Raw genomic sequence first — 13,148 nt, 5'->3', positions numbered from 1 at the left:
ACCTGTGGGAGCGGGCTTGCCCGCGATAGCTTTCCGATAAACGCTAAAGAATCATTTGGTGGGTTTGACGGTCACGGGTGCCTTGCCCGCCTTCATCTGCTCCAGCAACGGCGCGCACTGATTAGGTTCACCACCGCTCGGCGCCACCAGCGCCAGCAGCCCTGCCGCCGGTGCAGCGATCACGCCCAGCGCCACCATGCCAGCACCGCGCAGCATCAGCGGCACCGCTTTGACACCGGCATCCGGCTTGATGAACTTGCCGCGCACGTACAACGGCGAGCGCAGGGAAATCAGACGCCAGCCCTTGGATTCCGGTGTCACCGTCAGGTCCAGTTGCTCGGTGGCCATGTTCGCCGTGCCGTCGATGTAGATGATCGCGTTCTCGGTATCGAACACGAACAGCCGCGTGGTCGCCAGGCCGGTCTTGATGTCGAAGTCCGCCGCCGCGCAATTGATCTTCACTTCCTTGTCGCCAAATACCTTGCCGACCACGTAGTTGCCGACGTTGAGGCCCGCCAGTTCCATCAACTCACGGCTGATCGCGCCATCGTTGATCAGCATTTTCAGATTGCCGTTGGCGCCACCCAGCAGCTTGGCGACCGAGTTGCCACGACCGCTGATATCGGCATCGCCGTTGAGCTCGCCGAAGCTGGTTTTCATCGGCTCAAAGGTCGGGAACAGTTGCTTGAGCTTGAACTTGCGCGCGGTCAGTTTCGCCCGGCCTTCCAAAGGTTCGGTGCGGCCGTTCAGGCGGATCTGCGCATCGAGGTTGCCGCCGGCCACGCCGAAGCGCAGCGGTTCCAGGCTCAGTTCGCCGTCGTTGAGTTTGAGGTGGGTATAGAGGTCAGTGAACGGCAGTTTCTCGCTGTGAACGATGCGTTTGCCGGTGAATTCGACGTCGGCGTCCATCGCCCGCCAACGATCGGTCTTGAACTCCTCCACCGGCAGAACCTTGTCCGCCGGTTGCTTGCTCTCGCCACCACGGGCCTTTTGCTTGTCGTTGGAATCCGCGCCGATCAGCGGCGCAAGGTCGGCGAACAGCAGTTGATTGGACAGCAGCGCCCCGCTGAGTTTGGGCCGTGGCTGGCTGGCGACGTAGGCGAGGTCGCCGTGAATGTCACTGCCGCCGATCTTGCCGTTGAACTGCTCGTAGCGGAACTGCGCGCCGTCCGGCTCATGCAGCTTGGCGATCAGATGACCGTCGGTGGAATACGGCGGCGTGTCCGGCAGGGTCACGCCGGTCAGCGGATAGAGATTGCCGAGGCTGGCGCCCGCCAGTTTCAGGCGCAGATCGAGGGCACCGAGGTTCAGCGGATCGGTCAGGGTGCCGGCGAGTTCGATGCTGGTATCGCCGATCTTCGCCTGGGCCTGTAACGGGAACGGTTTGGCTGCGTCCTGCAGGGCCAGCAGGCCGCCGACCTTGCCTTGTCCGGTGAGTTTCTGTCCGTGGTACTGGCCGGTGACTTTCAGTGCAAAAGCGTAATCCTGCGGTGCACCGCCCTTTTCCAGCGCGGTTTTCGCCGCTTTGTCGCCGACGATTTCGCTGAAGGGAATCGGCTTGCCCAGCGGGTCGATCAACAGATCGAGATTGGTCTTGAGGGTCTGGTCGTCCAGGGTGACGTGCCCCTTGTCGAAACCGATGGCGCCGATGTCCACCACCCAGTTCGACGGTTCGGCGTTCGGGTCCTTGGGATCGAATTTGAACGTCCAGTTGGCGCGGCCATCGGCCAGACGCTGCAATTGCGCGTTGGGTTCGGTCAGGTCGATGCGCGGGATCGTCACCCGTTGCGCCAGCAAGGCCAGCGGCGAAATGCGCAACTCGACCTTTTTGAGGGTGACCATCTGCGGCTGCTTCGACCAGTCCGGGTTGCCAAGGGTCAGGTCTTCAGCCACCACATGCGGCCACGGCACCCAGGCGCGCCAGCCGCCCTCGTCCGGCTCACGCTGCCAGACCACGGCGAGGTTGCCGTTGATGGCGAACGCTCGGTGCAGTTCTTCCGAAACTTTGGCGTTGAGCGGCGGTTTGATCCGGTTCCAGTCGAAGAACACGATGATCAGGACCAGCACCGCCAGCAACAGCACGAGGGTGGCGAAGGTCCAGGCGAAGATTTTACGGGTGCGCGTCATGCACAAAACTCCTGAAAACGACTGCGGATCGACGCCGCTGATACAACGGGCCTTGCAAGGCCCTCATGAAGTCTACGACTGACAAACCGCCCGCAGGTTTAATCGAAAGCCCCATCGGGGCCAAAAAACGGTGGCCATTCTGACCGTTCGGTCGAATCGGCGTTACCGGCCCCGCACTTTTGCGGGGCGCAAGTGGGTGGAAAATACCCACCCCAGTGCAAAACCGCCCGCCTGAAACGCCCGACCTAGAGCCTCCCAAGCGAACAATCAATTCTGTTGATTATTACCATTGTGTTTATGAACTTTTATATCGACTTATCGAGAGTAGCATTGGCTTCGTACCCACTTTATCGCCCTCCCAAGGAGCAACCCATCATGAAACGCCAACTTCTGTTCAGTCTTACCCTCTCGATGCTGGCCAGCACCGCTTTCGCTCTGCCAGCCGCCGATCAGGCTACCCCGCAAGTGAAATCCAGCCACTCGGTGTTCAGCCAGACTGTCGCGGCTGACGGTTCGGACCGCACTCCACAAGGCCAGACCCTGGCTGAAAACGGCCGTAACCGCCTGGAAGAAAAAGGCCTGGTTCAAGATGGCTATGACAAAACCCCACAAGGTCAAACCTTAGCCGAAGGTGGCCGTGATCGTCTGGAAGAGAAAGGTCTGGTCCAGGACGGTTACGACAAGACTCCACAAGGTCAGACTCTGGCTTCCGATGGCTACGACAAGACCCCACAAGGTCAGACCCTGGCTTCCGATGGCTACGACAAGACCCCACAAGGCCAGACCCTGGCGTCTGACGGCTACGACAAAACCCCACAAGGTCAAACCCTGGCCGAAGGTGGTGGTGACCGCGTGATCGAACGCAACAGCGCTTTGAGCTAAGCCCGTGGCGGCCTGGAAAAAAAGCCCAATCCCCGGATTGGGCTTTTGACTTTTCAGCAGCCTGTATAAAGAAGTCGAGATTTCCCTGCTCCCTCTCCCCCGCTGCCGTTCGACGCCGACAAAGCCGATTTGCTAGAGTGCGGCGCTTGTCTTGCCTAAGAACACACCCTTGCGATGCTGCCCCGCGCCGAACAGAAACAACAGACCCGCAACGCCCTGATGGACGCTGCCCGCCACTTGATGGAAAGCGGCCGAGGATTCGGCAGCCTGAGCCTGCGTGAAGTGACGAAAACCGCCGGCATCGTGCCCACCGGTTTCTACCGGCATTTCGCCGACATGGACGAACTCGGTCTGGTACTGGTCAGCGAAGTCGGCCAGACCTTCCGCGAAACCATCCGCCTGGTGCGCCACAACGAATTTGTCATGGGCGGCATCATCGATGCCTCGGTGCGGATTTTCCTCGACGTGGTCAGTGCCAACCGTTCGCAATTTCTGTTTCTGGCCCGTGAGCAGTACGGCGGATCGTTGCCGGTACGTCAGGCGATTGGCCGTTTGCGGGAGGACATCAGCTCCGACCTGGCCGCGGATCTGGCCCTGATGCCCAAGCTCCAGCACTTGAATCGTGAAGGCCTGAGCGTGATGGCCGACCTGATCGTCAAATCGGTGTTCGCCACCCTGCCGGACATCATCGACCCGCCCGCCGAAGCCCTGCCCGAGCATCTGACGCCCCAGGCGAAGATCACCCAGCAGTTGCGCTTCATCTTTATCGGGCTCAAGCACTGGCAAGGGCTCGGCAGTACCGAGTGAGAACGCAAAAAATCGCAGCCTGGAGCTGCGATTTTTTTTGCGCCGCAAATTGGTGCATGTAAAAAACTTCATGCACCAAAACACCTCACAATCCTGCAACATCTTGAAACATCCGCTAGTCTCCGACAGGGTTTTCCTACGTCTCGTCCGATTGGCAAGCCCCTTGCTCTAGCCTGAGCATTGTTCTTAGCAGGAAGCTTTCCGATGCTGGTGATTCATCGCAGAATCGACCCCCAACCCGTCTGGGCCGCCGAGTTGCACCTGACCTTCGAAGCCAGGAGCAAAAGCCGTCTGCGCTGTTTCAGTGCCGAAGGCGAAGACGTCGGACTGTTTCTGGAGCGCGGCCAGCCGCCGCTGCATGACGGCGAATGCCTGCAGGCTGAAGATGGCCGGATCGTCCGGGTCTGCGCCCGCCCCGAACAACTGTTGCACGTCACCTGCGCCAACGCCTTCGAACTGACCCGCGCGGCCTATCACCTGGGCAATCGCCACGTAGCGCTGCAAGTCGGCGATGGCTGGTTGCGCCTGCTCGACGATTACGTGCTCAAGGCCATGCTCGAACAGCTCGGCGCGCAGGTGGAATCCATCGAAGCACCGTTCCAGCCGGAACACGGCGCCTACGGTGGCGGCCATCACCATTCGCGGCACGGTGAAGAAGACTTCAACTACGCGCCGAAACTCCACCAGTTCGGCGTCCGTTTGTGAACCCGGCCTGGGCGCTGTTGCGCCTGGCCAGTCCGCAATTGCCGATTGGCGGCTACAGCTATTCCCAGGGCCTGGAAATGGCTGTGGATAACGGCCGAGTGAATAACCCGGACAGCGCCCGGCGCTGGATCAGCGACCAATTGCTGCTCAACCTCGCGCGATTTGAAGCGCCGCTGCTGCTCGCCCATTGCCAGGCGGCGGCGGACGAGCACTGGGATGAATTGCGCAAGCTCTGCGAAAGCCACCGCGCCAGCCGCGAAACCCGCGAGCTGCATCTGGAGAGCCGGCAGATGGGCTACTCGTTGCAGCAATTGCTCAACGGCTTGCCCGAACTCGATCAGGCCGCGCGGGACTTTCTCGAACACTGCGCCGAACCCCATCTGGCCCTGTGCTGGGCGCTGGCCGCACGCGCCTGGCAGATCAGCCCGCAGGACGCCCTCGCCGCCTGGCTGTGGAGCTGGCTGGAAAACCAGCTCGCGGTGCTGATGAAAACCCTGCCGCTGGGCCAGCAAGCCGCCCAGCGCCTGACCAGCGAATTGCTGCCGCTTTTGCAACAGGCCCAGCAGGACGCCACCCGAATCAATCCCGAACACCTCGGCAGCGCCGCGTTCGGTCTGTCCCTGGCGTGCATGGCCCATGAGCGCCAGTACAGCCGCCTGTTCCGTTCCTAGGGCCTTTCAGTCTGGAGAATCACATGAACACACAACCCCTGCGCGTCGGTATCGGCGGCCCGGTCGGTTCCGGCAAAACCGCGTTGACCCTGGCCCTGTGCCTGGCGCTGCGCGAGCGCTACAACCTGGCCGTGGTGACCAACGACATCTACACCCGCGAAGACGCCGACTTTCTGGTGCGCAACGAAGCCCTGGCACCGGAACGCATCATCGGCGTGGAAACCGGCGGCTGCCCGCACACGGCGATTCGCGAAGACGCGTCGATCAACCTCGAAGCGGTGGATCAACTGAACCGGCGCTTTCCGGGGCTGGACCTGATTCTGGTGGAGTCCGGTGGCGACAATCTTTCCGCAACCTTCAGCCCGGAACTGTCCGACCTGACTATCTATGTGATCGACGTTTCGGCCGGCGACAAGCTGCCGCGCAAGGGCGGGCCCGGCATCTGCAAATCCGACCTGCTGGTGATCAACAAGATCGACCTCGCGCCGCTGGTCGGCGCCTCGCTGGAGATGATGAACAGCGACACCCAACGTATGCGCAACGGCAAGCCGTTCGTGTTCAGCAACCAGAAAACCGGTCAGGGCCTGGAAGACATCATTGCCTTCATCGAACGCCAGGGCCTGCTGACCGCAGCCTGATTCACTGATCAACAAGGAAGCTTCTCCATGACACTCAAACGCATTCTTGGCGCCGTCGCACTCTTGCTGACACCGGCACTGGCCTTTGCTCACCCCGGCCATGGCGACTCTGGCCTGGTGGCCGGTATCAGCCACCCGATCGGCGGCCTCGACCATTTGCTGGCCATGGTGGCCGTTGGTTTGTGGGCGGCGCAGCAGCAAGGCGCAGCGCGCTGGGCGCTGCCGTGCACCTTCGTCGGCACCATGCTTATTGGTGGCCTGCTTGGTTTTGAAGGGCTGGAGTTGCCGGCGCTGGAAAGCGGGATTGCCGCGTCGGTGCTGGCGCTGGGCCTGGCGGTGGCGCTGGCCGTGCGTCCGCCGCTGGTGATGGCGGTGGCGGCGACGGCGCTGTTTGCGCTGTTCCATGGCGTGGCCCATGGTCTGGAGCTGCCGGACATGTCGAGCCCGTGGGCGTATGCCGCCGGTTTCGTGGTCGCGACAGCTGCACTGCATGCGGCGGGTTATGCGGTCGTGCGTTTTCTGCCTCAGACTGCCGCGCCGCTGGTGCGACTGGCCGGAGCGGCTTCGGCAGTAACCGGCGCGTGGTTGCTGGCCGGCTGAATGGCACCTCTGATCGTTCCCGCGCATGGCGCGGGAACGATCGATCGCCACTCTCTGCTACCATGTCGCGCAATCGCCCCTGCCGTGACGACGTCCGCCCATGCCCCACGCTTCCCGCTCCACCTCCCTGCCTGAATTGACCACCCTGTTCGGTGAAGTGCAACAGCACTTTCTGGACGTGATCGTGCCCCTTTGGCAAGGACCGGGCTGGAACGCCGACATGGCATTGCCTTACGAGGCACTGGACGCCGCGCATCTGCCGCTGCCACCGCAGCGCTATCGAGCCATGGCCTGCGCACGGCAGCTGTACCTGTTTTCCAGCCTGATCGGGGTTGTGGATAACGCCGAAGTCCGGGCGGCCGCGCTGTTTCGCTCCCTGCAACGGCACTTCCACGATGCCGAGTTCGGCGGCTGGTTTTACAGCATCGACTCGCAGGGCAAACCGCTGGATCAGCGCAAGGACCTCTACACCCACGCTTTCATCCTGTTCGCCTGCGCCCACTATTGGGACAAGTCTCGCGAACCGTTGGTGGAATCGACCCTGAACGCTGCACTGGAAGTCATCGGCCGGCGTTTCGCCACTGGTGACGGCCTCTACGAAGCCTGCCTCGACCGCGACTGGATCACCCTGGAAACCGGCCCGCTGCAAAATCCGCTGATGCACCTGGCCGAAGCATTCCTGGCTACTCTGGCCGTGCGCGAAGATCCCCAGACCCTGCAGGCGCTGAGCGAGTTATGCACAGCCATGCACAAGCACTTCGTCGATCCGCAGGCCGGTGTGCTGATGGAGAAACCGCTGGGGGCTGTGGATAACTGGTATGAGCCGGGCCATCAGTTCGAGTGGTATTTCCTGCTGGAGTCCTCGCCGCTGCTGCGCGGCTCGAAACTGCATGCCGCGCTGGACCGGGCCTTTGCCTTCACCGAGCAGTATGGCGTGGTGCAATCGTCCAGCGCGGTGCGGGCCATGCTCGACCTGAATATGGACGGACGCCCGAAAGATTCGACCCAGCGCATCTGGGCCCAGGCCGAATACCTGCGCGCCCTGACCTTGCGCCCGGACAGCGAAGCCGCCGTGCTGCGCCAGTTGCAGGCGTTGCAGCAGCGCTTCCTGCATGCGGGTGGCTGGCATGAATGCCGCGACGAACAGGGCGAGGTCAGCCGCAAGGACATGCCGTCGACCACGCCGTATCACCTGGCGACCTGCTATCGCGGCCTCGCCGACTATCTGAGCTGACGGCAATGGCGAGGGAGCAAACTCCCTCGCCACACAACATCAGGCAATCCACTTCCTGTCGCCGGTAAAGCTGATGGTCAGCCAGCGTGCCGCGTCCGGTTTGCCCAGCTTCGCGGAAATCTCCTCGCGCAGCACATCCAGCTGGCCGACGCTCTGCAACCGGTAATCCGCCGGCAACACCACATGAATCTCGATGAACCGCGCCCGCCCGTGCTTCTGCACATAGGACACGTAGTCATCGAAACCATGCTCGACCTTCGCCGCCTCCATCACCTCGCGCACCTGCTCATCCAGCGTGTCCGGCGCAATGCCGAGCACGTCACGCAGCGCCGGGCCGAGGATCTTGAACGCCGGCGGCAGCATGGTCAGGGCCAGCACGATCAGGATCAGCGGGTCGACGAACTTCGCCCATTCGCCATAGCCCTGGGACTTGAGCAGCAGCGCCGCCAGGAAACTGATCAACAGGCCCACGGACAGCATCGCGTCCACCAGCCAACTGATGTTGTCGAACTGGATCAAGCTCGACTTGAGCTGGCGATTGCGGTGGCGCACGTAGAAGAAGTAGGCGAACTCGACAACGGTAAACACCGCCGCATAGATAATCACCAGCCCCAGCTCGATTTCACGACCGCCATTGATGATGCCGAACACGCCGTTGAGAAACGCGTAGATCGCAATCAGCAGCAGGAAACTGCCCTCGATCAACAGCACCATCGGCTCCAGATGCCAGAAACCGAACTGGAAGCGCTGGTTGCTTTGCTTGGCGATCAGCTTCGCCGTGATCAGCATCAGGACTTTGATGAACGTGGCAATCAGCGAAAAAAAACCATCGAACAGGATGGACTGGGAACCCGAAACAAAACCGGTGGCGATCCCGGCGATCGACACGGCGAACATCAGAAGGGTCGATTGTTTGAGCAGCGACTGCTCACCTCGGTTACTCACTTTGACTCCTCGAAAAACCTTGATAACCGCTGGGTGCGGTGGGGTTGTTGAGGGATGAGTCTACCTTACTGCCAGATTCTGGCCGATTTGCCCTCTTCGCCAGTCCGCTGGTGAAGAGGGCAAAAACGTATCAAGCCTTGTTGCGCTCGATGGCAAACCCTGCCCAGGTCTGGCTCACCGGCATCAGTTCCAGGCTGTTGATGTTGATGTGCGCCGGCGCATTCAGCACCCAGAAAATCGTTTCGGCGATGTCCTGCGGCTGGATCGGCTCGGCACCGGCGTAGGTCGCGTCGTAACGCGCCTGATCGCCGGCAAAACGCACCAGCGAGAACTCGCTCTCGCACAGCCCCGGCTCGATGTTGCTGACCCGCACGCCGGTGCCCTGCAAATCACAACGCAGGTTCAGCGAGAACTGTTTGACGAACGCCTTGGTCGCGCCATAAACGTGGCTGCCCGGGTACGGGTAGTTGCCGGCGATGGAACCCAGATTGACGATGCCGGCGCCGCGACCATGGGCGATCAGGCGTGGCAGCAACAGGCGAGTGCTGTACATCAGGCCTTTGACGTTGGTGTCGACCATGGTGTCCCAATCATCGAGGTCGCACTTCGGTGCCGGGTCTACACCCAGCGCGAGACCTGCGTTGTTGATCAGGCCGCGCAGCTTGGCGAAGGACGGCGGCAGGTTGGCAATCGCCTCCTCCATCGCCTTGCGATCACGCACGTCCAGCACCAGGCCATGCACTTCGGTCTGCTTCGACAGCTCGGCGCACAGCGCGTTGAGGCGTTCTTCACGACGACCGGTCAGCACCAGTTTCCAGCCGGCCTCGGCAAAACGACGGGCACAGGCTTCACCAAAACCGGACGTCGCGCCGGTGATAAACAGGGTGTTGGACATCGTGTTCTCCTTGCTTCGGCCACCCGGGGCAGCCATTGGAATAGAAAATCAGCAGGCAGCATGCCCGGCCCCGCATTCACGAGCAACCATCGGCTGGCGTGCATTTCTGCTCATTATTTGATCAATGCTCGCAACGCCTTGAGTGGCGTGGCCTGTAGCCACATGCACGCACGTTATCCACAGTCCCTTCCACAGTTTCCGGGGGCAAGTGGAAATGCGCAAAGCCGCGCCACACAAGGCTTTGCGCGGCAAAAGCAAAGTTTTTCGCTTGACCCTGATCCGTCGATTGTGCCGGGCAAGGCATTTTGCACGACCGGCCGGTCACCGCCGTGATTGCGCAGGGCCAGTAATCACGGCCCTTAGCGCAGTCTTTCCAGAGTTTAATCACAGACTTATCCACAGGCTTGCCCACATGCATTCGCCTGTTTTGCCATGGCCATAAAAGGGTTGACAAACGGGTCTCCAGCAACCGGCAAAAACCCTGATCAAAAAACAATCACACGCCTGTAAGCCACGGTTTTAAAGGCTTTCAGCCAGCTACTCCCACGTTATTCACAGCCGGCTCCACAGCAAACGGGGACAAGTCAAAACTGTGGAAAAACAGCCATTTGCAGCGTCTATATGTCGCGCTTTGGCAGGTTGGGGATTTTGTTTTCCACAATTTCGGGAATGGCGTGGATCGTGATGAATTCTGGATACAAAAAAGCCCCGGGACTCGCGTCTCGGGGCTCTTTATCGCTGTGGAAAGCCCGAGAACTCAATGCCCGCCGAGATAGGCGTTACGCACCTCCTCGTTCACCAGCAATTCCTTGCCGGTGCCCGTCAGGCGGATCTCGCCGTTGACCATCACGTAGGCCCGGTCGGAGAGTTTCAACGCATGGTTGGCGTTCTGCTCGACGAGGAAAATGGTCATGCCGGTTTTCGCCAGTTCCCGCAGGGTGGCGAAGATCTGTTTCACCACGATCGGCGCCAGTCCCAGACTCGGCTCATCCAGCAGCAACAGTTTGGGCCGGCTCATCAGGGCCCGGGCGATGGCGAGCATCTGCTGTTCACCGCCGGACATGGTCATCGCCCGCTGGGTGCGACGCTCTTCGAGCCGCGGGAACAGTTCGAACATGCGCTGCATGTCTTCCTTGGCGTACTTGTCGCCAATCGGGATGGTGCCCATCAGCAGGTTTTCCTCGACGGTCATGTCGGGGAATACCCGCCGCCCTTCCGGCGACTGCGCGATGCCGTTGGAGGCGATGTAGTGCGATGACTTGTGAGTGATGTCCACGCCCTGATAGAGGATCTGCCCGCCCGCCGCCCGTGGCTGGCCGAAGATCGACATCAGCAGCGTCGACTTGCCGGCACCGTTGGAGCCGATCAGGCTGACAGTTTCTCCTTCGTTGATCTGCAGCGAGACGCCTTTGAGGGCCTGGATCGGGCCGTAGAACACGTCCAGATCCTTGAGTTCGAGGATGGGTTGCGTCATACGACTTCCTCTTCGTCGGCGCCCAGGTAAGCCGCAATCACCTTCGGATCGTGGCGGATATCGTCCGGACCGCCTTCGGCGATGACGATGCCGTGGTCCAGCACCACGATGTGATCGGAAATGCTCATTACCATGCCCATGTCGTGTTCGATCAGCACCACGGTCAGATCGTGCTCGTCGCGCAGCAGCCGGATCATCGCGCTCAGCGCTTCGGTTTCCTGAGGGTTGAGGCCGGCGGCCGGTTCGTCGAGGCAGATGATCTGCGGCCGCGTACACATGGCCCGGGCGATTTCCAGACGGCGTTGCTGACCGTAGGAAAGCTCACCGGCCAGACGGTTGGCGCAGTCCACCAGATCCACCACTTCCAGCCAGTAGAACGCGCAGTCCAGCGCGTCGCTTTCGGCCTTGCGGTAACCCTTGGTGTTGAGGATGCCGGCCAGCATGTTGCGGTTGACCCACATGTGCTGGGCCACCAGCAGGTTTTCCAGCACCGACATTTCCTTGAACAGGCGAATGTTCTGGAACGTCCGGGCCAGGCCCGCGCGGTTCACCAGGTGGGTGCCGCCGAACATCTTGTAGTACAGGCGACTGGCGAAGTTTTTCGGCGAGACGAAATCGGTCGGCTTGAACGACTCGCCCAGCAGTTTGATGACGTTGGTCTGCTGGCCGCGCACGTTGAGTTCGATCTTGCCGCCGGAGGCTTTGTAGAACCCGGTCAGGCAGTTGAACACCGTGGTCTTGCCGGCGCCGTTGGGGCCGATCAGGGCGAAGATCGAGTTGCGTTTGACCTTCAGGCTGACGTCGCTCAAGGCCTTGATGCCACCGAAGTGCATCATCAGTTTTTCAACAGAGAGTACGACTTCACTCATGGCGCAGTCCTCTCATAGTGAATGGCACCTTTGCGTGGAGTGACCCCGGTACGGCTGATGCGGATCAGCCCGCGCGGTCGCCAGATCATCATCAACACCATCAGGATCCCGAACAGCAGCACACGGTATTCGGCGAAACCGCGCAGCAGTTCCGGGGCGACGGTCAGCACGAATGCCGCAATCACCACACCGATGGTCGAACCCATGCCGCCGAGCACGACGATGGCGAGGATCAGCGCCGATTCGAAGAAGGTGAACGAGGTCGGGTTGACGAAGCCTTGGTAGGTCGCGAAGAACACACCCGCCAGACCGGCGGTAGATGCACCGATGGTGAACGCCGAGAGCTTGACCAGCACGTGGTTGAGACCCATCGAGCGGCAGGCGATTTCGTCTTCACGCAGAGCTTCCCAGGCGCGACCGACCGGCATCTTCACCAGACGATGCTTGATGTACAGCACGGCCAGCACCACCAGGAACAACACCGCATAGATGAAGTAATACTTCACGTCCGGGTTGTAGGCGATGCCGAAGAACTCGTGGAACGGCACCCCGCCATCCTTCGCCCGCTTGCCGAATTCCAGGCCGAAGAACGTCGGCAGTGGCGCCGGCATGCCGTTCGGACCGCCGGTCAGCGATAGCCAGTTGTTGAGGATCAGACGGATGATTTCACCGAAACCGAGGGTCACGATCGCGAGATAGTCACCGTGCAGGCGCAGCACCGGGAAACCGAGGATGCAACCGGCCAGCCCTGCCGTGATTGCCGCCAGCGGCAGCACGGTCCAGAAGCCCAGGCCGAGATACTGATACCCGAGCGCCAGACCGTAGGCGCCGATGGCGTAGAACGCCACGTAACCCAGGTCGAGCAGACCGGCCAGACCGACCACGATGTTCAGCCCCAATCCCAGCAGCACGTAGATCAACCCGAGGATGACCACGCCCAGCAGGTAGGAGTTGGAAACGAACGGCACGGCCACGGCCAGCACGATCAGCAGCGGGATGATCCAGCGCAGCTTGGATTTGTGATCGGCGGGCAGCACATGCACACCGGACCCGGTGCTCTCGAATCCTTCGAGGATTTTCAGGCCCTTGGGGGTTTGCAGGAACAGACTGAGGGCAAAACGGCCGGCCATGACGATGGCAATGATCCACGCCACGCGGGTCGGTTCGAGGTTGAAGCTGTAGCCGTCGAGAACGACGCCGACAATCGGCCCGAACACGATCAGGGCAATCAGACCGGCGAGAATCGCCTCAACCAGGCTTTTTTTGACATCGATGGATTTTGTAGTGGTTGAAGACATCGC

13 protein-coding genes are annotated in these 13,148 nt (G+C 61.1%); 7 read left to right on the top strand and 6 right to left on the bottom strand.

Features of this window, described 5'->3' with window-relative positions; translation table 11 throughout:
• Window positions 1–51: 51 nt before the first annotated feature.
• On the bottom strand, window positions 52–2,127 hold the full coding sequence (locus ACKLNA_RS16575; protein ID WP_085711184.1) for an AsmA family protein: 2,076 nt from the start codon (window positions 2,125–2,127) through the stop codon (window positions 52–54).
• A gap of 375 nt (window positions 2,128–2,502) precedes the next feature.
• Here ACKLNA_RS16575 and ACKLNA_RS16570 point away from each other — a divergent pair, with 375 nt between their 5' ends.
• The 7 genes from ACKLNA_RS16570 (at window position 2,503) to ACKLNA_RS16540 (ending at window position 7,664) form a co-directional block, all read left to right on the top strand.
• Complete coding sequence (locus ACKLNA_RS16570; RefSeq protein ID WP_085711183.1) at window positions 2,503–3,009, top strand: hypothetical protein; 507 nt, start codon at window positions 2,503–2,505, stop codon at window positions 3,007–3,009.
• Window positions 3,010–3,183: 174 nt separating this feature from the next.
• Window positions 3,184–3,816 carry a TetR family transcriptional regulator gene (locus ACKLNA_RS16565; protein ID WP_007950628.1) on the top strand — a complete coding sequence of 211 codons (633 nt, stop codon included), beginning with the start codon at window positions 3,184–3,186 and terminating at the stop codon, window positions 3,814–3,816.
• A gap of 204 nt (window positions 3,817–4,020) precedes the next feature.
• Complete coding sequence (gene ureE, locus ACKLNA_RS16560) at window positions 4,021–4,521, top strand: urease accessory protein UreE (RefSeq protein ID WP_408986465.1); 501 nt, start codon at window positions 4,021–4,023, stop codon at window positions 4,519–4,521.
• Window positions 4,518–5,192: an urease accessory protein UreF gene (locus ACKLNA_RS16555; RefSeq protein ID WP_408986464.1), complete on the top strand. Its 675-nt coding sequence runs from the start codon at window positions 4,518–4,520 to the stop codon at window positions 5,190–5,192. Before ureE ends, ACKLNA_RS16555 begins: the two co-directional genes overlap by 4 nt.
• A gap of 23 nt (window positions 5,193–5,215) precedes the next feature.
• On the top strand, window positions 5,216–5,830 hold the full coding sequence (gene ureG, locus ACKLNA_RS16550) for an urease accessory protein UreG (protein WP_007950645.1): 615 nt from the start codon (window positions 5,216–5,218) through the stop codon (window positions 5,828–5,830).
• Window positions 5,831–5,857: 27 nt separating this feature from the next.
• Window positions 5,858–6,430, top strand: coding sequence for a HupE/UreJ family protein (locus ACKLNA_RS16545; RefSeq protein WP_408986463.1), 573 nt, complete (start codon window positions 5,858–5,860; stop codon window positions 6,428–6,430).
• A gap of 100 nt (window positions 6,431–6,530) precedes the next feature.
• Window positions 6,531–7,664 (top strand): AGE family epimerase/isomerase, encoded by a 1,134-nt coding sequence (locus ACKLNA_RS16540; protein WP_408986462.1) that lies wholly within the window; start codon window positions 6,531–6,533, stop codon window positions 7,662–7,664.
• A 39-nt stretch (window positions 7,665–7,703) separates the two neighbouring features.
• On the opposite strand, the gene ACKLNA_RS16535 is transcribed toward ACKLNA_RS16540, so the two are convergent.
• The 5 genes from ACKLNA_RS16535 to livM form a co-directional block, all read right to left on the bottom strand.
• Window positions 7,704–8,609, bottom strand: coding sequence for a cation diffusion facilitator family transporter (locus tag ACKLNA_RS16535; RefSeq protein WP_408986461.1), 906 nt, complete (start codon window positions 8,607–8,609; stop codon window positions 7,704–7,706).
• A gap of 130 nt (window positions 8,610–8,739) precedes the next feature.
• Complete coding sequence (locus ACKLNA_RS16530; protein WP_007950653.1) at window positions 8,740–9,504, bottom strand: SDR family oxidoreductase; 765 nt, start codon at window positions 9,502–9,504, stop codon at window positions 8,740–8,742.
• Window positions 9,505–10,261: 757 nt separating this feature from the next.
• Window positions 10,262–10,978 carry an ABC transporter ATP-binding protein gene (locus ACKLNA_RS16525; RefSeq protein ID WP_007950655.1) on the bottom strand — a complete coding sequence of 239 codons (717 nt, stop codon included), beginning with the start codon at window positions 10,976–10,978 and terminating at the stop codon, window positions 10,262–10,264.
• Window positions 10,975–11,847 carry an ATP-binding cassette domain-containing protein gene (locus ACKLNA_RS16520; RefSeq protein ID WP_065258801.1) on the bottom strand — a complete coding sequence of 291 codons (873 nt, stop codon included), beginning with the start codon at window positions 11,845–11,847 and terminating at the stop codon, window positions 10,975–10,977. Before ACKLNA_RS16520 ends, ACKLNA_RS16525 begins: the two co-directional genes overlap by 4 nt.
• Window positions 11,844–13,145, bottom strand: a complete 1,302-nt coding sequence (gene livM / locus ACKLNA_RS16515) for a high-affinity branched-chain amino acid ABC transporter permease LivM (protein WP_408986460.1) — start codon at window positions 13,143–13,145, stop codon at window positions 11,844–11,846. Before livM ends, ACKLNA_RS16520 begins: the two co-directional genes overlap by 4 nt.
• Between the last annotated feature and the right edge of the window lie 3 nt (window positions 13,146–13,148).

Origin of the sequence: Pseudomonas sp. UV AK001, assembly GCF_046097675.1 — a bacterium.
Taxonomy (GTDB): Bacteria; Pseudomonadota; Gammaproteobacteria; order Pseudomonadales; family Pseudomonadaceae; genus Aquipseudomonas; species Aquipseudomonas kribbensis.
This window is presented reverse-complemented; position numbering and strand designations above follow the sequence as displayed.

What these genes read in the sequence shown, in the direction of transcription:
- ACKLNA_RS16570 (WP_085711183.1), top strand. Translation starts at nt 2,503, where the DNA reads ATGAAACGCCAACTTCTGTTCAGTCTTACCCTCTCGATGCTGGCCAGC.
- ACKLNA_RS16525 (WP_007950655.1), bottom strand. Translation starts at nt 10,978, where the DNA reads ATGACGCAACCCATCCTCGAACTCAAGGATCTGGACGTGTTCTACGGC.
- ACKLNA_RS16575 (WP_085711184.1), bottom strand. Translation starts at nt 2,127, where the DNA reads ATGACGCGCACCCGTAAAATCTTCGCCTGGACCTTCGCCACCCTCGTG.
- livM (WP_408986460.1), bottom strand. Translation starts at nt 13,145, where the DNA reads ATGTCTTCAACCACTACAAAATCCATCGATGTCAAAAAAAGCCTGGTT.
- ureG (WP_007950645.1), top strand. Translation starts at nt 5,216, where the DNA reads ATGAACACACAACCCCTGCGCGTCGGTATCGGCGGCCCGGTCGGTTCC.
- ACKLNA_RS16520 (WP_065258801.1), bottom strand. Translation starts at nt 11,847, where the DNA reads ATGAGTGAAGTCGTACTCTCTGTTGAAAAACTGATGATGCACTTCGGT.
- ACKLNA_RS16545 (WP_408986463.1), top strand. Translation starts at nt 5,858, where the DNA reads ATGACACTCAAACGCATTCTTGGCGCCGTCGCACTCTTGCTGACACCG.
- ureE (WP_408986465.1), top strand. Translation starts at nt 4,021, where the DNA reads ATGCTGGTGATTCATCGCAGAATCGACCCCCAACCCGTCTGGGCCGCC.
- ACKLNA_RS16530 (WP_007950653.1), bottom strand. Translation starts at nt 9,504, where the DNA reads ATGTCCAACACCCTGTTTATCACCGGCGCGACGTCCGGTTTTGGTGAA.
- ACKLNA_RS16540 (WP_408986462.1), top strand. Translation starts at nt 6,531, where the DNA reads ATGCCCCACGCTTCCCGCTCCACCTCCCTGCCTGAATTGACCACCCTG.
- ACKLNA_RS16565 (WP_007950628.1), top strand. Translation starts at nt 3,184, where the DNA reads ATGCTGCCCCGCGCCGAACAGAAACAACAGACCCGCAACGCCCTGATG.